Consider the following 19,360-nt stretch of genomic DNA (forward strand, 5'->3'; position numbering starts at 1 on the left):
CAAGGTGGAGATCCTGGAGGCGTAGCCTAAGCGGCTCAACTGCCTCCGCCTCAAAGCGAGCCGCCGTAGCGAAAAGGAACGTCCTTATCGGCAATCAAACTCCTTGAATAAACGAGGATCAAACGACCAAAACGACTTCTATTTTCACAAAGTAAAAAACTATTAAAATTTTTAGTAAAAAATCTCTTGACCTGATCGAACTAGTTTACTAAAATCAAAAGTAAGATGTAAACGCTTACTAGAAGTTTTTCAGCTTGGTAATAACCTTTAACACATATCGAAACACAAAGGGGATGAAGAGGATGAAAAAGTTAGTCGTATTGATGGGGATCATCGCGACCCTGATCATTGCCGGATGCAGCTCCAATAGCAGCGGTGGCGATGGAAAAGGCAAGGACGGCAAAGTGACCCTCACAGCCTGGGCGTGGAACGTGAACGTCGGGGCATTGAACGAAGCAATCAAAACATATGAAAAAGAAAATCCTGATGTGAAGTTGAAAGTCGAGGATATCGGACGCCTTGACGTATATGACAAACTCTCCACTGGCCTTGCAGCCGGCGGTGTCGGCCTGCCGGACATCGTACTTGTGGAAGATGACCGGATCCACGGCTATGTGGAAGCGTTCCCGGATGGATTCGTGAACCTTTCCGAAAAAGGATTCAAGGACCATGAAGATAAGTTCCCTTCCTTCAAGAATGACCTTGCCCAAGTGGACGGCGATTACTATGCCATGCCATTCGATGCCGGTCCTTCAGGAATGTTCTACCGCAGAAGCATTTTTGAAGAAGCGGGCGTGAAAGCAGAAGACATCGAGACATGGGATGATTTCTTGGAAGCAGGTAAGACCATCAAGGATAAAACAGGTGTAGCTGCGATGCCGCTTGATATGTTTAAGGATGATCCGACGTTCCGGATGATGCTGAACCAGCAAGGTGCATTCTACTTTGATGAAAAAGGCAATATCGACCTGACAAATCCTAAAGCCGTGAAGGCGATGGAAATTCAGAAGAAATTCGCCGATGCCGACTTGATCAAGAACGTCGATGGATGGAACGGAACAGTTTCTGCCACGGCTGACGGATCGGTTGCAACAATTCCATTCGGTGCATGGTACTACGGAACGATTGTGGATCAAGCGAAAGATACAAGCGGCGACTGGGGTGTGTTCCCGCTTCCTGCCATTGAAGAAGGTGGCAATCGTGCGGCAAACCTCGGCGGCGGTGGCTGGATGATTCCTGCTTCCTCTAAAAATGCCGATGCTGCTTACAAGTTCATGGAGTTCTTCTCCACAGATACCGATACACAGATCATGGCCATGGAAGACTACGGTCTGTTCCCTTCCTTGAATACGGCTTATGATTCTGAAGTCTTTACTGAAGGCGTCGAGTTCTTCGGAGGTCAGGAAATCTGGTCATTGTTCGCAGATGAGATGAAGGATATCCCGACTGCCTACTATACAAAGGATTATTCCTTGGCACTTGATGAAGCGATCAAAGCACAGGCTGATATGTTCAATGGCGCCAAAGCAGATAAGGCCCTCGAAGATGCGGCCAAACGATTGAAGGACCGCACGAAGCGGGATATCAATAACTGACGATTCACGATGATGAGAGAGATAGAGCCAGGATCAATCCGGGACCTCGTGTCTCTCTCTTTTTTTATTGAATCATAGAGAGAAGGTTGATGTATGAAGACGAAAGCCTATATTCCCTACTTATTTGTCGCACCGGCACTTGTGCTGTTCAGTGTGTTCATGCTGTATCCGATCATCTCGTCCCTGATCATGAGTTTTCAATCGGGACAGGGGGCGAATCTTGCCTTTGTCGGCATTGATAACTACAAGCGGCTCATGTCGGATGAAATCTTCCATAAAGCATTGAAGAATACGTTCATCCTCCTGATCATTCAGGTACCGATCATGGTACTGCTCGCCCTCATCTTATCTTCCATTCTTAATTCCGCATTGCTCAGGATGAAAGGATTCTTCCGGGTCACATTCTTCCTGCCTGCGGTCACCTCGCTGGTTGCCTATTCCATCATCTTCTCCATCATGCTCATGAACGATGGAGTCATCAACCAGGTGCTGGCGGCCGTCGGACTTGATGCCATCCCATGGCTGAACGATCCATTCTGGGCGAAAGCTTCCCTGATCCTCGCCATGACGTGGAGATGGGTCGGGTACAATATGGTCATTTATCTTGCAGGGCTCCAGAACATCCCTGAAGAAATGTACGAAGCAGCGAGCATGGACGGGGCATCGAAGGTCCGCCAGTTCTTCTCCATCACCATCCCGCAGCTGAAGCCGGTCATCCTTTTCACCGTCGTCCTGTCGACGATCGGGACCCTGCAGCTATTCGATGAGCCGTTCGTGCTCACGAAAGGCGGACCGAGTGATGCGACGCTGACGATCGGGATGTACCTGTATCAAACCGGTTTCCGGTATTTCGACTTCGGATATGCCTCAACCATTGCCTATGTCATCGTGGTGCTCATCGCCATCATGACATTCATCCAATTCAAAGTAACGGGGGATCAAGAATGAGAAAATCAATCGGTAAAAAAATCACCATGTACGTCGTCCTTGCCATCGGTGCATTGATTTCCCTCTTCCCGTTCTACTGGGCGGCAATCGGGGCAACGAACGAGAGCGGGAAGTTGTTCTCTAAGCCGCCGGTCCTGATCCCGGGCGCAAAGCTCGTGGAAAATGTGAAGAATCTCAACGAAGCGATCGATATCGGACGGGTCATGTTCAACTCATTGTTCGTGGCGATTGTCTATACGGTCCTCAGCCTCCTGATCTGTTCCATGGCAGCCTATGCTTTTGCCAAATTCCGTTTCAGGGGACGCAACATCATCTTTGGCATCTTCCTGCTATCCATGATGGTGCCGTATCACGCGACCATCATCCCGCTCTTCAAGATGATGGCGAACTTCGGCTGGCTCGATACGTATCAAGCGTTGATCCTGCCGAACCTGGCGTATCCATTCGCCATCTTCCTCATGAGGCAGAATATGCTGGCATTCCCGAATTCCTTGATCGAGGCGGCGCGTATCGACGGCTCCGGGGAATGGAAGATCTTCTTCCGGATCGTCATGCCGTCCATGAAGCCCGCTCTTGCCGCGACGGCAATCTTCCTATTCTTGTATCAGTGGAACAGCTTCCTGTGGCCATTGATTGCCTTGTCATCGAATGAAATGTACACATTCCCGGTTGCACTGTCCTCCCTGTTCGGCCTGTCGAGGATCGACTACGGTCAGGTCATGTCAGGGGTCACCATTGCCACCATCCCGATCATCATCTTCTTCCTCGCCCTTCAGCGCCAGTTCATCTCTGGCATGCTCGGAAGCGCGGTGAAATAAAGGAGGCCATTTGAGTGCCGATCTTTGTCAATAAAGAAACCAATCAATTCCACCTCCAGGGGAAGAACGTCAGCTATATCTTCACCATCCTGAAAAACGGGAACCCTGGGCATTTATATTACGGGAAAAAAATCCGCCACCGCGAGGACTTCTCCCATCTGCTTCAGCTCCCGTCTGAGCCGCTTGGGAATATGTGCTTCCCCTATGAGGGGGATCAGCTCTTTTCCTTGGAGTTCTTAAAACAGGAATTCCCTGTGTACGGCACATCCGATTTCCGGGAGCCCGCCGTCGTGGTGAAGCATGCAAACGGCAGCCGGACATCAGGGTTTGTCTATCAATCTCATAGAATCGAAAAGGGGAAGCCCTCTTTGGAAGGGCTTCCGGGTGTGTATGTGCATTCCGGGGAGGAAGCGGAGACTCTCGTCCTGACCTTGCATGATGGGGTTGCCGATGTCAGTCTGGAGCTTCTCTACACCGTGTTCCATGATCGCGATGCAGTGATCAGGAGCTCCCGCATCGTGAACGGTGGAGATAAACCGATTACGGTGGAGCGTCTGCTGAGCGCGTCAGTGGACTTTCCGGTTAAAGACTATGACTTCCTTCATTTGAACGGAGCGTGGATCCGGGAAGGGCATGTGGAAAAGACGGCCTTGAGGAAAGGACTGCAGTCCATCGACAGCAAGAAGGGGGTTTCAAGCTCCAAGCATAATCCGTTCTTTGCCCTTTGTTCTAAAGCGTCGACGGAATATGCGGGAGAGGTCTACGGATTCAGCCTCGTTTACAGCGGGAACTTCTTCGGGGGCGTCGAAGTCGATGCCCATGATGTGTCACGTGCCATGATCGGAATCAATCCGTTCGGTTTTGAGTGGCGACTGGAAAAGGGTGAGAGCCTGCAGTCGCCGGAAGCGGTCATGGTCTACTCCGACCGGGGACTTGGAGGGATGAGTGCCACGTATCACGAGCTTTATCGCACCCGATTGGCAAGAGGGGAGTGGCGCGATCGTGAGCGTCCGGTCCTGATCAATAACTGGGAAGCAACATATTTTGATTTTCATGAAGATAAACTCCTCGACATTGCCGGGGAGGCAGCGGATCTTGGCATAGAACTGTTCGTCCTCGATGACGGGTGGTTTGAAGGACGGAATCATGATACATCCTCCCTCGGCGACTGGACGCCGGACAAAAGGAAACTGCCTCGTGGACTGGATGGTTTGCGAGAAGGGATGCCTGCGCATCAGGGGTTCGGGATCTGGGTGGAACCGGAAATGATTTCAGTGAAGAGTTCCCTTTATGAAGAACACCCCGATTGGGTGCTGGGCGTGGAGGACCGTCCCCTGTCCCACGGGCGTAATCAGTTCATTCTCGATCTTTCCCGGGATGAAGTGGTCGAGCATTTGTATCGCGTACTCAGCGATGTGTTCAGCTCGGCGGATATCATGTATGTGAAATGGGATATGAACCGGAATATGACGGAAGTCGGTTCCAGGGAACATCTGCAGGGAGAGGTGGCCCACCGTTATGTGTTGGGGTTGTACTCCCTTTTGGAACGATTGACGAAGGCGTTCCCGCATATCTTGTTTGAATCCTGTGCAAGCGGTGGCAACCGGTTCGATCCGGGCATGCTTCATTACATGCCCCAGACGTGGACGAGTGACAATACTGACGCTGTGGAACGATTGAAGATCCAATGGGGAACTTCACTTGTCTATCCCCTGTCTTCCATGGGGGCCCATGTTTCCAATTCACCGAATCACCAGACAGGGCGCTCGACACCGATCGAGACGAGGTTCCATGCGGCCATGTTCGGGGCTTTCGGCTATGAGCTTGATGCAACGGCCCTTTCCCATGAAGAGAAAGCGGCGGTAAGGGAGCAGGTGACCTTCTTCAAAGCCAATCGCAAGCTCATTCAGTTCGGATCGTTCCACCGCCTTGTGAGTCCATTCGAAGGAAGTGATGCAGCGTGGATGGTATCCGATGCCAATGAGGCCATTCTTGCCTTTTACCGGGTACTGGCGAAGCCGAATCCTTCTCTCATCCGCGTTCCCATGCGGGGACTTGACCCCGATGGCCTTTATGAGCTGAAGGGAAGCGGGACCCGCTACTATGGAGATGAACTGATGAATGTCGGCTTCCTGATTCCACCGTTCTTCAGTGGGACTGTGAGGACAGAGAATACCATAATGACAGGAGATTTCCAATCGGCGATCTGGAAGTTTGAAAAAGTGGGGGATGCACGATGAAGAAACTGACCGATGTATTTGGAGGAAAGGACGAAGGAATCCGTACCTTCTTCGCCCCCGGCAGGGTCAATCTGATCGGTGAACACACGGATTATACAGGGGGCCTTGTCCTGCCGTGCGCTCTCGGTGTCGGCACCTATGTATCAGCCAGGGAAAATGGAACCGATCTGATTCGCCTGTTCTCAGAAAACTTTCCTGAAGCGGGAATCATTGAAGTCCCGGTTTATCACCTCGCGTATGATCCGGAGGATGGCTGGGCGAACTACCCGAAGGGCATCTTTCACCATCTGCTTCAAGGGGAACCACGTGGGAAGGACCTGTACTATCAGGGGAATATCCCCAATGGGGCCGGACTATCCTCATCTGCTTCCATCGAGATTGCGACCGCGGTCATGGTGAATGAGTGGTACAGCCTCGGGCATTCCACCCTAGATCTCGTACTGATCAGTCAAGAAGTGGAGAACCGATATATCGGGGTGAACTGCGGCATCATGGATCAGTTTGCCGTAGGGTTCGGGAAAGCACAGCGGGGGATCCTCCTTGACTGTGGCAGCTTGAAATATGACTACATCCCTTTGCCTCTTGAAGGCATCTCCATCGTGATTGCCAATTCGAATGTACGGCGTGAACTCGCGGGTTCTGCCTATAATGAGCGGCGGAAAACATGTGAGGATGCGCTTTTGAAACTTGAAGGCATTGCGTCGCTTGGAGAGCTGACGCCGGAGGACTTCTCACGGGTGATGGCGCAGTTATCGGACGAGGAAGCAAGGCGGGTCCGACACGTGGTGACGGAGAATGACCGTACGCGCAGAGGAGCAGAGCTTTTAAGGAATGGGGACATTTATGGATTCGGACAGTTGATGAAGGAGTCCCATGAATCCCTGCGGGTCGATTATGAGGTGACCGGTGATGCCCTTGATGCGCTTGTCGATGCGGCCTGGCAGCATCATGGAACGATCGGGGCGCGCATGACGGGAGCGGGATTCGGGGGCTGCACCGTGAATCTGGTGGCGGAAACCGCCGTTCCGTCTTTTATTCAGGAAGTAGGAAGTGCCTATGAGGGCTCGACCGGCAGGACCGCCAGTTTCTATGTGGTGAAAGCCGGAGCGGGAGCAAGTGAAGTGACACCGATCAGGTAACGATAGAATGGAGGAAACGATATGTATTTGGGAGTGGATTATTATCCGGAGCATTGGCCGAAAGAGATGATGGATGAAGACCTTGATGGCATCAAGGAAATGGGGTCCACCATGATCCGGATCGGTGAATTCGCCTGGCATCTGATGGAAAGCAAGGAAGGGGAATTCGACTTTTCCTTCTTTGACGAAGTGATCAAGAAAGCAAAAAAGAGGGATCTGTCCATCATGTTCGGGACCCCGACGGCAACGTTCCCGGCATGGCTAGCGAAGAAGCATCCGTCCATCCTGTCCAAGGACGAGAGGGGACTTACCAGGAGCTTTGGGGGCAGGAGGCAGTATTGCTTCAACTCCAAGGACTATTGGACCTACAGTTCGCGCATCACAGAGGAACTCGTGAAGCATTACAGCACGGAGACGGGCATCACCGTCTGGCAGATCGACAATGAGTTCGGCCACGAAGGCAGTGATCAGTGCTACTGTGAACAGTGTCATGAAGGGTTCCAGACATTCTTGCAGGATAAATACAAGACGGTCGACGAGCTCAATGAGCGCTGGGGGACCATCTTCTGGGGGCAGACGTATAATGGATTCGACGAAATCCCGATGCCGACGCCTACCGTTACGACGCACAACCCGTCCCTGAAGCTCGATTGGGCGAAATTCCGTTCGTTCTCCGTGAATCGCTATGCGAAGGAAATGGTGAAAATCGTCAGGGAATTCAAAGGCGATCATCAGCTTGTCACGACGAATGTGTCAGGAGGATTCTTTGATAAGTGGTTCGATCACCCGGAACATGCCCGGGAGCTTGATGTCGTTTCGTACGATAACTATCCTGTGTGGGGTGGTCTGACGGAACCGATTTCCCCGGCAGAAGTGGCCATGAACCATGACTTCAATCGTGGTCTCCTCGGGAAGAACTACTGGATCGTGGAGGAACTGATGGGGGCACAGGGACATGACGTCATCGGGTATCTGCCGCGTCCGAATCAGGCCAAGATGTGGTCATACCAGGCATTTGCACACGGCTGTACCGACCTTCTGTACTTCCGCTGGAGGGGGATGACCAAGGGAGCAGAGCAGTTCTGCTTCGGGGTCGTGGACCATGATAATCATCGGGGACGCAAATACAAGGAAGTCCAGTCCCTTTTCTCCGAGATCAAGCCTTATGAAGAGCTGTTGAACGCTCCGATCCAAGCCGATGTCGCCGTGCTGTACAGCTATGAAAACATCTGGTCATGGCGCTCGCAGGTCCAAAGCTCAGGCTTCGACTTCACGAAGGAATTGACGCGGATGTATCAGGCCTTCTACGATTGGAACGCTTCGATTGATGTGATCCCCGTTGACCGACCGTTTGATTCCTATAAAGTACTGGTCGTGCCGGTGATGCAGATGATGGATTCTAAGCTGTCTGACAGATTGCGGACGTTTGCCGATAACGGCGGGACGATTCTCTTCTCCTTCAGGACGGGGTTGAGGGATGAGGACAATAACATCCGTCTCGGGGAAGCCTTGCCAGGCATGGTGACCGATCTGTGCGGCATCCGGATCCACGAAACCGAGGCGCTTGCCGATGGGCAGGAATTGACCGTCAAAGGGGAGAGGTCAGGGACGGTCACGGTCTGGCGTGATCTCATCACACCAGACACTGCCGAGGTCCTCTATCGCTATCAGGATCCATTCTATGAAGAGAAAGCTGCCGTTACACGGAACAGCTATGGCAAAGGGCAGGTGTATTACATCGGTGGAGGACTTGACCGGGAGTCGATGAAGGAAATCGGAAAGAGCGTCATCGATCGCCACGGGATCTGGTCCATGGAAACAGGGCCAGGTGTCGAAGTGTATAAGCGGACGCTGGATGGCAAGGACCATCTGTTCCTCCTCAATCATACGGGAGACGAAAAAACCGTTGGGAACCACACGCTTGCACCCTATGCCAGCACCATCGTGGAATGGAAATAACTCAGAGAATGAAGTGTGTGATGCCCGCTTCTTCGCTATAATAGAAACGAATGCTTGTAATCAGAAGGAGGAAGTGGGATGGCCACTTTGAAGGATATTGCAAAAAAGGCAGGTGTCTCACTTGCTACGGTCTCCAGGGTCCTGAACTACGATGAAACGCTCTCTGTCGCCGATGAAACAAAGAAGCGGGTCTTCCAGATCGCTCAGGATATGAACTATAAGACACTCCGCAACCGTAAAGATCCCCAGCAGATGAAGGAACGCATGCTGTTCGGCCTGGTCTACTGGTACTCCGAGCAGCAGGAGATGGCGGATCCGTATTATATGGCGATCCGGTCAGGTGTCGAACGGGAATGCCAGGAGAGGAACATCGACCTCATCAAGTTGTTCAAGAGCGGGGACGACCTCGATCCTTCCCGCCTTGAAGGACTGGACGGCATCATTGCCGTCGGTAAATACAGCCAGGAGGAAATCGATCTGTTCGAAGGCGCCGCCCGCCATCTCGTCCTGGTCGATTACTCCCCGAGTGATGATTATGACTGCGTGGTCGTGGACTTCCGGAAGGCGATGAATGAAGTCCTTGATTACCTTTCCTCCCTCGGCCACGAAGATATCGGATACATAGGCGGACAGGAGTTCGTCACGAAAGACCAGCCGATCCGTGACGAGCGTGAATGCTCGTTCTACCAGTACCAGGCCCTCCGGGGGATGTACCATCCGGAATTCACGTGGACGAAGGGGAACTTCACTTCGGAAGACGGCTACCGCCTCATGAAGGAAGCCTTGAAGGGGGAACGTCTTCCAACCGCCTTCTTCATCGCCTCCGACTCCATGGCGATCGGGGCGATCCGCGCCCTTCATGAAGCAGGGTATCAGGTGCCGGAGCAGGTATCGATCGTCGGATTTAATGATATCGCCACATCAAAATTCCTGCAGCCGTCCCTTACCACGGTGAAAGTGTACACGGAATTCATGGGCGAATCCGCTGTCGAGCTTCTCCTGGATCAGATCCAATCCAAGCGGGAGCTCGCCAAGAAGGTGGTTGTCCCGAATCATCTGGTGAAGCGGGAGAGCTGTGAAGAAAGAAAATAGGATCAGGCACCCGTGAGGCTGTTCGCCTCACGGGTGTTTTTTTATTGGTACTGGGCGAGGGAGAGGGCGAGTTCTTCCTTCACGGCCTCTATTAGCTCCGGAGGGGAGAGGACTTTCACTTCCCTTCCTGATCTCGTGAGAAGCTTGGCGATAAAAGGAATGTCCCGAGGATGTATGGAGGATGTGAAGATTATCCGTCCTTCTTGGTTGATTACTTTTTGATTTGACCATAAATAAGAGGTCAGATCGGACAGCCCCTTTTCCGTGCATTGGACTACGATTTCCATATAACCTTGACTCATATAGTGAGTGAAGTTTTCAAGGGTAACGCCGCCAGCATCGGTCACATCGTCTTTCAGCTCTACATCTTCAATCTTTTCCATACTGAACAGTCTGACACGATCCGTTTGAATCTCCAGCACCACTGCATACCATTTGCTGTTTTTGAATAGGAAACCGACCACTGAGTAGGGGGAGGCCAGGGATCGGCCTTGATAATGGATCATGCAGATTTGCTGGCTGAATGAGGCTTGAACCATTTGCTCAAAGTGTGGAATCGTTGCCTGGCCACTTTTGTTGAAATACTGAAATTTGCCTAAAAACCGGTTGATTTCCGCCTTTTGTTCAGTACTTGAATGGCTGATGATTTTGCGATATATCCCGTCATATGTAGCGTTGAAGGGGATCGTTGGAAGCTGGGAGATACTTCCGAAGGCGAAGAGAAGGGCGAGGAGCTCCTGAGGAGTGAGATCGATCTTCGTTAAGCCCCTTTCGCGGATGATGTGATACCCGCCATGCTGACCGCTTTCACTGTAGAATGGAACGCCAAGCTCTTCCAGGTCTCTCATATCTCGAAGTGCCGTGCTTTTAGAAATATTGAATTCTTCCATCAAATCACTCAACGTGAAATGATGCACCTCATTCATGTAATGGATCATATGATACAAACGAGTAGATTTTTTCACTGTCATCCTCCCAACGGTGCCGGAAACTGACACCGATCAGTTCTATACTATCAGTATACCGAAAAGGAGGGCAAGAATCATGACATTCGACGTATCACCTTATGTACTTATGACAAGCGAGGCAGAAGAAGCAAGAACGTTTTATGAAGACATATTTGGTGCCGAAACACGATACATCCAACGAATAAGCGATAGACCTGAAGGTGCGAAAATCGGCATAGAGCAAGATCGATTGAATCGGATCGACCAAGCTGTCCTCTCATTCGGAAACATCACATTGATGCTTGCCGATGATACGGAAGGATTACCCGTTACACCAGGTAGTCATATTTCCTTATGTCTCACATTTGAAACGGTTGAAGAAGCAAGGGGAATATATGATAAGCTGGTGAGCCGTGGAGCTGAGATCCTGAAGCCGTTCACCCCGGAGTTTTATACGGAAGGATATGGGTTCGTGAGGGATCCATTTGGCGTTTCATTCCACTTATTTACGAAACGAATAGAGTAAGAGAGAAGGGTGTGGGCATCCATGCCCTTCTTCCCATTTGTAAACAATTTGTAAATTATATGTTGTAAAATTCAGATATTTTTGTATAATAAATGTAATCGAATAGGACTGGGAAGAGACTTTGAGAAGAAGCCCAATTGATAACCCTTAAAATGTAAGGGTTTACATTGGTGCGTCTTCTCTTTTTCTTTGCCCGGAAACTCGAAAAACAAAATAGGGGGATTTCAAGATGAAAAAATCACTATCGGTCGTGGCTTCCATGATCCTGGCAGGAAGCCTGCTTGCAGGTTGCGCAGGAGACAAGAGTTCCGGTGATGGAGACGGCAAAACGGGACAGATTACGTTCTATTCTCCGGAAACACCGGATATGACGAAGGAGCTCGGTCAAAAATTCGAGGAACTCCACGGTGGTTCCGTTGACGTTCAGTATGCGGGAACGAACGTATTGGTAAACCGGATGATGGCAGAAAAGGATAATCCCCAAGGGGACGTCTGGTATGGGGGCGGAGGGATCCTTCCGTTTGAAGCGGCAGCGGATAAAGGGATCATCGGTTCCTACATTCCGGATTTCGCCAAAGATTGGGACACAGTGGAAGATGGCATCAAGGTGAAGCATGAAGACGGCAAATATGTGGGTACGGAAATCTTCGTTCTCGGATTTGCTTATAATACAGAACTTGTATCGGAGGAAGAAGCGCCGAAGACATGGGATGATCTTCTTGATCCGAAGTGGAAAGGAAAGATCCAATTCTCCAACCCGGCTGCATCTGGGACCGCAACCCTCATGGTGCTGAATCAGATGATGCAACGCGGTGAGAAAGAGGGCTGGGAGTACTTTGAAAAGCTCGTAGATCAGGCAAACTCCATGCCGGATTCAGGTTCCGCTCCAACGAAAGCGGTTTCAATGGGTGAAGCCCATATCGGAGTCGGCTTCGACTTCATGGCTTACGAGCAGAAAGCAAAAGGAGAAAGCGTCGATTTCGTTGTTCCGGATAAAACACCGATCCTGACGAACCCTGTATCCATTGTTGAAGGCGGACCGAATCCCGATGGCGGCAAGAAGCTCATGGATTTCCTTCTCTCCAAGGATGGTCAGCAGATCCTAGCCAACTGGTATCATATCCCGATCAACCCGGAAGTGGAGTCCAAGACCCCTCTTACACTTGAAAAAGTCAAACCGCATGCCGTCGATCTTGATATCGACTGGGTGAATGAGAATTACGATCGCGTAAGGAACGAATGGAAAGATAAGTTTCAGTAATACACCAAAATAGGGGATGAGATAAGAATGGGATCAGTCAAAGTGACACAACTAACAAAAGAATTTTCCGGAGTGCAGGCGCTAAAGAACGTCGATCTTGATATTCAGGAGGGGGAATTCTTCGCCCTCCTCGGCCCTTCGGGGTGCGGGAAGACGACAACGATGCGCTGTATTGCAGGTTTTGAACAGCCGACATCCGGCATCATCACCATCGGACAAAAAGAGGTGAACCGCATTCCGCCCAATCAGCGGAACTGCGGGATGGTGTTCCAGAGCTACGCCTTGTTCCCCCACATGAATGTGTTTGAAAACGTCGCCTACAGCCTCAACATCAAACAGCTGAATGCGAGCAACGTAGCCGCCAAGCTTCCGATTTACATGCGGCTTTTGAACCGGAAGCTCGGCCGGTATCCGAAAGCCATGGAGCAAAAGGTCATGGAGATCCTGGAATACGTAGAACTCGACAAGCATGCGAAGCGTCTGACGAGCGAGCTTTCAGGAGGCCAGCAGCAGCGTGTCGCCCTTGCCCGCGCCCTGATCATGGAGCCAGCGGTCCTCCTCATGGATGAGCCACTTTCAAACCTTGACCAAAAGCTTCGCCATTCCATGCGGAACACGATCAGGCGCATCCAGCAGGACCTCGGCATCACGACAATCTTCGTTACCCATGACCAGGAGGAGGCCATGAGCATGGCGGACAGGGTAGCGGTCATGGACAGCGGGGAAGTGAAACAGATCGGGACGCCCATCGAGCTCTACAGCAGGCCTTCGACTCCCTTCATTGCGAATTTTGTCGGTACGTCGAACGTCATGAAGGGGACCGTCGTGGATACGGAAAACGGCTATTCCGTCGTGAAGGGTGCAGGTTATGTGCTGAAATCGACCCACCGCGTGGACCATAAAGAGGTCAATGTCATCGTCCGTCCGGAAAACATCAATACCTTCAAGCCCGGGACCATCACAAGTGAAGCGACAAACATCATCGAAGGAAAAGTGCTCGTCTCCACCTACCTCGGGTCCATCGTCCGCTATGACGTTCAAGTCGATGAGTATCAGCTTGTCGTGGACACGACCTTCGTGCCAGGTGAACCGATCCTCGCCGAAGGGGAAATGATCCAGCTCACCATCGATCCTGAAAGGGTGCTTCTCATATGAAGGGACGGTGGAATGGACTAAGCGTCGTCAAGATCCTGATCTATCTTTTCTTTGGTGTATTCCTGATCCTTCCGCTCCTGTCGGTGTTTCTTGTCAGTTTCACGGGGCAGCCCGTGAACCTACTCGGCTCCATCACGGATCCGGCGATCTTCAGCTCCACGGTGGAGAAGTTCAAGGCCGTGTCCCTTGAAAACTATGAAAAGATCTTTACGAATAAAACCTATTTCTCAGCGGTTAAAAACAGCCTGGGACTCGCCGTCCTGGTGGCACTGATTGTCATCGTCATGTGCGTGCCGATCGCCTACGGGATTGCACGGACGACGATGCCGCTCAAGAAGACGATCTCAGCACTATGTACGATCCCCCTCATCGTTCCGACGTTCATCTCGGCGTATGCCGTGATCATCATGTTCGGCCGTTCGGGGTGGGTGACGTACATCTATCAGAAGCTCGGCGGGGAAGGGATGCTGATCGACCCTTATTCCATGGCCGGAATCGTTCTGGTGCAGGTGTTTTTCTTCTTCCCGTATGCCCTGTGGCCGATGGTGGCGGCATTCAAGGTGAGTGATATCTCCCTTGAGGAGGCATCCTTGAACCTTGGAGCGAAGAACTGGTTCACGTTTATCTTCGTCACGTTTCCCCTGGCCATTCCGGGTGTGATCTCAAGTGCACTCTTGATCTTCACGGTTTCGTTCTCCGATTTCGGGACGCCGATCATCCTGGCACCGAAGGAGATGAACCTCCTCGTGGTCGAAGCGTACCGGGAAATCGCCGGATTCTTCAACTGGGGCGGAGCTGCGATCCTGACGGTGATCATGGTCCTTGTGGCGGCCTTCTTCTTCTGGCTGCAGCATCTGTTCACGAAGGGTAAAAACTACGGCTCCGTTTCAGGGAAACCGAAGCAGCAGAAGCTCAATGATTCAAAGGGATTGACGCGCACGCTTTCCGTGTACTCTTTTGTGCTTGTTCTGTTCCCGCTCCTTGCCATGCTGTCGATCGTGCTACAGTCCCTTGCGACCACCTGGGGGAAGAATCCTTTGCCGAACGGCTATACTCTTGACCACTATAAGACGATCTTCACGAGTTCCCTTGGGAATATCCAGAACAGTATTGTCCTCGCCCTCGGAGCCCTTGTTCTGAGCGTGATCATCGCGACATTTGTATCCTATTTCGTCGTCAGGCAGAATTCCAACAAGCTCGATTTCATGACGTCGATCCCACTCGTCGTACCGGGGATCGCATTCGGGATTGCCTTGATCCAGACGTTCAACACGGCGCCTCTTCACCTGACAGGGACTGCGGTCCTCCTCATCGTCGCCTATACGATCCGCAGGCTTCCGTATATGGTGCGATCCACGATGGGAACGATGAGGGCCATCAAGCAGGATATTGAAGAAGCGGCCGTGAACCTCGGGGCGACGCCCCTGACGGCGGCGATCACGATCATTGGTCCGCTGATGCTTCCGGGAATTGCAGCCGGATCGATCCTCGTTTTCATCACCGTTATCAAGGAAACGAGTATATCTATATTATTGGCACCTGCCGACTGGGCGCCTATGAGTCTGGCAATCTTCCAGAATATCCTGCGAGGGGAATATTACACGGCGGCAGCGATGTCTGTGGTGCTTGTCATCATTGTCCTCCTGCTCCAGGCAATAGCCAATCGCATGTCGAAAAATCAACTGTAGGATGGTGAAGATAGAACGTGACTAGAGGATTTATCTTTGATTTGGATGGAACGGTGTATTTGGATGAAGAAATGATCGAAGGGGCGGCAGATGCCATCGCTGCCCTGAAACAACGGGGCGATAAGGTCGTCTTCCTGACCAATAAGTCCATCTCCACTAGGATGGACTATGTGCAGAAGCTGAGGAAGCTCGGGATTGAAGTGGAGCTTGATGAAGTGATCAATTCCAATTTCATCACGGCAAAGTTTCTGAAGGATGCACTGGAATCGGGGGAAGCGGCACTTGTCATCGGGGAAAAGCCCCTGTTGGATGAACTGCAGGAGGAGGGGATCACCCTCACCCAGGATGCAGGACAGGCGAAGGTCGTCGTCCTTGGATGGGACCGGGAGTTCAGCTATGAAAAAATCAATCTGGCCTTTCAGGCATGGCTCAATAAGGCGACGATCATCGCAACGAATCCTGACCGGACCTGTCCCGTACTCGGCGGACAGATTCCTGATTGCGGCGCGATGATCGGTGCCCTTGAGGGGGTGACAGGTGAGAGGATCGAGTCCATCACGGGCAAACCGTCGAAATGGATGGCGGAATACGTAGTCTCTCAAGTGTTGAAGCTGGATCCAGCAGACTGTTACATGGTCGGGGACCGCCTCGAGACGGATATCCGGATGGGAATCGAAAATGGATTGCAATCGGTCCTTGTGCTCACCGGGGTAACAAATAAAGAAATGTTAACAAAATCTTCATATCAGCCTTCATATGTGCTTGATAGCATTAAGGAGATCGTGAATCTATAAGTCGAATTTCCACATATTCGGGTCACCGGATGAGACAGCCAGGGCACCGGCTTCAAGGGCATCCAGGATATCTTTCTTCTCCTGGATGAGTCCCCCGACGATGAGGGGGAGCTTGAGCTGGTGCGACAGCTGGTCGATCACCCTCGGCATGAGTCCCGGGAGCACTTCAACAGCATCGGGTTTGCACGACTTGATCATTTCAATCCCCTTTTGCAGGGCACCCCTGTCTATGAGGAAGATGCGCTGGATGGTCACGAGTCCTTCTTCTTTGGCATAGCGGATCATATTGGTTTTGGTCGAGATGATGCCCGTCGGGTTCCAGACGTCTGCGACGAATTTCACCGCTCCCTTGGTATTGGACAACCCCTCGATGAAGTCGAGGTGGATAAAGATATACATATTCGCTTCTTTCAGTTTCTCTATGTAGGGTTTGACCGTCAGGATATCCCCAATCAATAGAAAGGCGATGTTCGCCGAGCTCCGGATCGCTTTATCAATATCCTTTTCTTCTTTGATGGAAGCGATGATCTGAGACTCTACCATGTTTACAATTTCCAAAGAAGTCACACCCAGTCATATTAAGAATTATCTGTCTATTTACCTATTTGAAGTGTACCATATCTGCCCTTAAATGCAACATACCCGAACGAAAGGAGGTGGGGTGCGGCCCTTTGGATCAGTCCGTCTATCAGTCTAGTAAAACCAATCATGGGAGGAGTTATACACGTGAAGAAATTATTCAGTACAATGGCCGTTTCCACATTGGCATTGGGCTTATTTGCCCCTGTCCAGACCAGTTCCGTACAAGCTGCAAGCCCGGTTCTATTGGAAGAGGATTTTGATGATATCGCGAATGGCCGTTTGCCCGATGGATGGAAGCTCTTAGAAGGACAAGGGGCCGTCCAGGGCGGAAAGCTCGTCCTGAATTCCTCCGCCACCTCGAAACCGGCCAGGGTCATCGTCCCTTTGGAAGAAGATGAAGGGGACTATGTATTCGAAGCGGATGTGACGTTCCAGTCGGCCGTGGAAGATAAGCGATGGGCATCGCTCATGTACCGGATCCAAAATGAAAACTATCCATACTATCAGTTTGCCGTGCGCCGGGGAGCTTCGGACGTGAACGGATTGGAATTCGCAGAGCGGACGCCGGCTGATAAATGGCTCGTGCCGGAGCGTAACTTTTACACTGAAAACATGGAATACGGGAAGACGTACCGGTTGAAAGTGGTCGCAAGCGGAAACCGTGTCCAGCAGTATGTCAACGGGCAGCTGGTCATCGATACAGACCAAGCCGGGAAATATCTCAATGGCGATGTCGGGTTCCAGACGAGTGGGTCTAAGGTGGAATACGATAATGTGAAGCTGACCTCATTCGAAGGCGAGCTGCCGCCAGTAGACGGTGAAGGGGCCCTTCTGCCTCAGGAAGCTCAAACATCCATGATCAACGCCCCTACCATCATCAACGGGGAAGGTGTCGATGTCCCGCGTGATGAAACGGCTTCCGCCCTGATCAAAGTGGATGGGGATTCAGGTAATCTGAAAGGAAACGGAAAGGATCTTCGTAGCGTCCTGATGACGCTCAAAGGAAAGAAAATCCCGGTGTTACATATGGAGAAGGGTGGCCTTGAAAAATCCGTCGTCGGTTTGCTCAATGATCTGTCCATCAGTGATGTCCATGTCGTGTCCAGTCAGACGGGGATCATTGAAGCAATGAAAGACCTGAACCCGAGGATCCGTGGGGGACTCTATTATGATCAGCGCCATCTCAATAAACATGATCTGAAGAAGATTGTCCAGGATGTCCATAAGAGTGAAAGCAAGATGGTCATGATCCCTCAGAATGTCCTGACGGAAGAAGGCATGTATTATCTTCATAACCGAATGGTTGCTGTATGGGGCGTAGGCGGTGATACAATGGCCTCGACACATGAGCTTATCCACCTTGGGGTCGACGGGATCGTCACGAACGCACCTGAGCTTGCCGTGAAGGCATTCGGTCAGTATCCGGATCAGACGATCGTCCAACGACCGATGGTGGCTGCCCATCGCGGTGTTCCGTCCCTTGCTCCTGAGAACACCATGGCGGGGTACCGCCTTGCCTATGAGCTCGGTGCCGATCAGATCGAGACCGATGTGCAGCGCACGAAAGACGGTCACCTCGTGGTCATCCATGATGAAACGGTAGACCGGACCACGAATGGAACGGGTGCGGTCAAAGATCTGACCCTCGCTGAAATTCGCGCGCTCGATGCCGGTATCAAATTTGACGAGAAATTCGCAGGTGAAAAGGTACCTACCTTCAAGGAATATCTCCAGGAGTTCAAAGGCAAGAATGTCATGCTCCTTGTGGAGTTGAAAGCCCATGATGTGGAGGAGCAGACGATTCAGGAGATCAAGGAAGAAGGCATGATGGATCAGGTGGTCCTTCAAAGCTTCTACCTCGACAGCATGCAGCGCTCCAATGAGCTTGCCCCTGAACTGCCGGGAGGATATCTGTTCTCTTCTGCCGTCCCTGGCACCCTGCAGGAAAAGCTGAAGAATGCGAAGAAGCTCGTGGATTACGGAACGATCAACGATGTGACCCTTAATTCCAGTTATGGTTCCCTGTACAAAGAGTTCATTCAATACATGAGGCAGCGTGGGATGCTGAGCATGCACTGGACGTTCCGTGCCGAGCCTCCGTTTGCCGATAAGCTGAAAGACGGACTCATCGGGCCGATTACGGATTATACGCAGTGGTTGACAGAATCGCCTGTACAGCTTGAAATCCCAATCAAAAAAGTAAATCTGAAAGCTGGAAAAACACGCACCATCCATGCAAAAGCACGCGTCAGCTACCGCGTCGCCGAGCGTGAGAAGATCGAGACCGAACTGTTCGTCGCCGAAGGAAATGGCGTCGTGACAGTCAACGGCAATACGATTGAAGCCACCGCCCCAGGAACGGCACAAGTATTCGCAAAGCATACGTTCACCATGCTCGGGGAAGAGTGGAATGTGGTGTCAGAGCCGATTGAAGTGACGGTGAAGTAAGGATATGTAAGGAAAAAGAGAGTGGGACAAAATTTAAAAGTAGCCATTTAATGACGACCAATATCAGTATAGGTTCTTACTACCGCTCATGATTTCCGTGCAAGACTTCGCTTTCCGCGGGTAGCCCGTGAGCCTCCTCGGCAGGCCTTCTCACATTAGCTACTCTTC

Annotated in this window: 15 protein-coding genes; 13 read left to right on the forward strand and 2 right to left on the reverse strand. The window is 51.4% G+C overall.

All coding sequences use genetic code 11. From position 1 onward, the window contains the following. Nucleotides 1–302 precede the first annotated feature (302 nt). From ACNA6I_RS16720 to ACNA6I_RS16750, 7 genes are all read left to right on the forward strand, one after another. Nucleotides 303–1,595 carry an ABC transporter substrate-binding protein gene (locus tag ACNA6I_RS16720; RefSeq protein WP_231578871.1) on the forward strand — a complete coding sequence of 431 codons (1,293 nt, stop codon included), beginning with the start codon at nucleotides 303–305 and terminating at the stop codon, nucleotides 1,593–1,595. A 93-nt stretch (nucleotides 1,596–1,688) separates the two neighbouring features. Continuing rightward, on the forward strand, nucleotides 1,689–2,543 hold the full coding sequence (locus ACNA6I_RS16725; RefSeq protein WP_048006566.1) for a carbohydrate ABC transporter permease: 855 nt from the start codon (nucleotides 1,689–1,691) through the stop codon (nucleotides 2,541–2,543). Continuing rightward, entirely contained in the window at nucleotides 2,540–3,361 is an 822-nt protein-coding gene (locus tag ACNA6I_RS16730) for a carbohydrate ABC transporter permease (RefSeq protein ID WP_048013213.1), read from the forward strand. Before ACNA6I_RS16725 ends, ACNA6I_RS16730 begins: the two co-directional genes overlap by 4 nt. Before the next feature lie 14 nt (nucleotides 3,362–3,375). Beyond that, nucleotides 3,376–5,601 carry an alpha-galactosidase gene (locus ACNA6I_RS16735; RefSeq protein WP_416313796.1) on the forward strand — a complete coding sequence of 742 codons (2,226 nt, stop codon included), beginning with the start codon at nucleotides 3,376–3,378 and terminating at the stop codon, nucleotides 5,599–5,601. Beyond that, nucleotides 5,598–6,740, forward strand: a complete 1,143-nt coding sequence (locus tag ACNA6I_RS16740; RefSeq protein WP_416313797.1) for a galactokinase — start codon at nucleotides 5,598–5,600, stop codon at nucleotides 6,738–6,740. The genes ACNA6I_RS16735 and ACNA6I_RS16740 overlap by 4 nt, the downstream gene beginning before the upstream one ends. Before the next feature lie 21 nt (nucleotides 6,741–6,761). After that, nucleotides 6,762–8,699: a beta-galactosidase gene (locus tag ACNA6I_RS16745; RefSeq protein WP_252265208.1), complete on the forward strand. Its 1,938-nt coding sequence runs from the start codon at nucleotides 6,762–6,764 to the stop codon at nucleotides 8,697–8,699. Between the two features lie 78 nt (nucleotides 8,700–8,777). Beyond that, the gene (locus ACNA6I_RS16750; RefSeq protein WP_048006561.1) at nucleotides 8,778–9,791 is read left to right on the forward strand and encodes a LacI family DNA-binding transcriptional regulator; all 1,014 of its coding nucleotides are present in this window, start codon (nucleotides 8,778–8,780) and stop codon (nucleotides 9,789–9,791) included. A gap of 41 nt (nucleotides 9,792–9,832) precedes the next feature. On the opposite strand, the gene ACNA6I_RS16755 is transcribed toward ACNA6I_RS16750, so the two are convergent. After that, on the reverse strand, nucleotides 9,833–10,756 hold the full coding sequence (locus ACNA6I_RS16755) for a helix-turn-helix transcriptional regulator (protein WP_416313798.1): 924 nt from the start codon (nucleotides 10,754–10,756) through the stop codon (nucleotides 9,833–9,835). A gap of 79 nt (nucleotides 10,757–10,835) precedes the next feature. Here ACNA6I_RS16755 and ACNA6I_RS16760 point away from each other — a divergent pair, with 79 nt between their 5' ends. The 5 genes from ACNA6I_RS16760 (at nucleotide 10,836) to ACNA6I_RS16780 (ending at nucleotide 16,162) form a co-directional block, all read left to right on the forward strand. Continuing rightward, entirely contained in the window at nucleotides 10,836–11,264 is a 429-nt protein-coding gene (locus ACNA6I_RS16760; protein ID WP_048013208.1) for a VOC family protein, read from the forward strand. A 229-nt stretch (nucleotides 11,265–11,493) separates the two neighbouring features. Then, on the forward strand, nucleotides 11,494–12,525 hold the full coding sequence (locus tag ACNA6I_RS16765) for an ABC transporter substrate-binding protein (protein ID WP_148794306.1): 1,032 nt from the start codon (nucleotides 11,494–11,496) through the stop codon (nucleotides 12,523–12,525). A gap of 27 nt (nucleotides 12,526–12,552) precedes the next feature. Then, nucleotides 12,553–13,680, forward strand: a complete 1,128-nt coding sequence (locus ACNA6I_RS16770) for an ABC transporter ATP-binding protein (protein WP_053429035.1) — start codon at nucleotides 12,553–12,555, stop codon at nucleotides 13,678–13,680. Beyond that, nucleotides 13,677–15,368: an ABC transporter permease gene (locus ACNA6I_RS16775; protein ID WP_048013205.1), complete on the forward strand. Its 1,692-nt coding sequence runs from the start codon at nucleotides 13,677–13,679 to the stop codon at nucleotides 15,366–15,368. The genes ACNA6I_RS16770 and ACNA6I_RS16775 overlap by 4 nt, the downstream gene beginning before the upstream one ends. A gap of 17 nt (nucleotides 15,369–15,385) precedes the next feature. Then, entirely contained in the window at nucleotides 15,386–16,162 is a 777-nt protein-coding gene (locus ACNA6I_RS16780; protein ID WP_053072167.1) for an HAD-IIA family hydrolase, read from the forward strand. Here the strand turns inward: ACNA6I_RS16780 and ACNA6I_RS16785 are convergent. Beyond that, nucleotides 16,157–16,720 (reverse strand): glycerol-3-phosphate responsive antiterminator, encoded by a 564-nt coding sequence (locus ACNA6I_RS16785; protein ID WP_053072168.1) that lies wholly within the window; start codon nucleotides 16,718–16,720, stop codon nucleotides 16,157–16,159. The two genes, ACNA6I_RS16780 and ACNA6I_RS16785, sit on opposite strands and share 6 nt — an antisense overlap. Nucleotides 16,721–16,888: 168 nt before the next feature. Here ACNA6I_RS16785 and ACNA6I_RS16790 point away from each other — a divergent pair, with 168 nt between their 5' ends. Then, on the forward strand, nucleotides 16,889–19,192 hold the full coding sequence (locus ACNA6I_RS16790; protein WP_252265206.1) for a glycerophosphodiester phosphodiesterase family protein: 2,304 nt from the start codon (nucleotides 16,889–16,891) through the stop codon (nucleotides 19,190–19,192). The last annotated feature ends 168 nt before the right edge of the window (nucleotides 19,193–19,360 follow it).

The organism is Rossellomorea sp. FS2 (assembly GCF_047915635.1).
In the GTDB taxonomy this organism is placed as follows: Bacteria; Bacillota; Bacilli; order Bacillales; family Bacillaceae_B; genus Rossellomorea; species Rossellomorea marisflavi_A.

Bases quoted from the DNA above. Each gene is read 5' to 3' on its own strand.
- ACNA6I_RS16770 (WP_053429035.1), top strand. From the start codon at position 12,553: ATGGGATCAGTCAAAGTGACACAACTAACAAAAGAATTTTCCGGAGTG.
- ACNA6I_RS16760 (WP_048013208.1), top strand. From the start codon at position 10,836: ATGACATTCGACGTATCACCTTATGTACTTATGACAAGCGAGGCAGAA.
- ACNA6I_RS16720 (WP_231578871.1), top strand. From the start codon at position 303: ATGAAAAAGTTAGTCGTATTGATGGGGATCATCGCGACCCTGATCATT.
- ACNA6I_RS16765 (WP_148794306.1), top strand. From the start codon at position 11,494: ATGAAAAAATCACTATCGGTCGTGGCTTCCATGATCCTGGCAGGAAGC.
- ACNA6I_RS16730 (WP_048013213.1), top strand. From the start codon at position 2,540: ATGAGAAAATCAATCGGTAAAAAAATCACCATGTACGTCGTCCTTGCC.
- ACNA6I_RS16750 (WP_048006561.1), top strand. From the start codon at position 8,778: ATGGCCACTTTGAAGGATATTGCAAAAAAGGCAGGTGTCTCACTTGCT.
- ACNA6I_RS16725 (WP_048006566.1), top strand. From the start codon at position 1,689: ATGAAGACGAAAGCCTATATTCCCTACTTATTTGTCGCACCGGCACTT.
- ACNA6I_RS16775 (WP_048013205.1), top strand. From the start codon at position 13,677: ATGAAGGGACGGTGGAATGGACTAAGCGTCGTCAAGATCCTGATCTAT.
- ACNA6I_RS16740 (WP_416313797.1), top strand. From the start codon at position 5,598: ATGAAGAAACTGACCGATGTATTTGGAGGAAAGGACGAAGGAATCCGT.
- ACNA6I_RS16745 (WP_252265208.1), top strand. From the start codon at position 6,762: ATGTATTTGGGAGTGGATTATTATCCGGAGCATTGGCCGAAAGAGATG.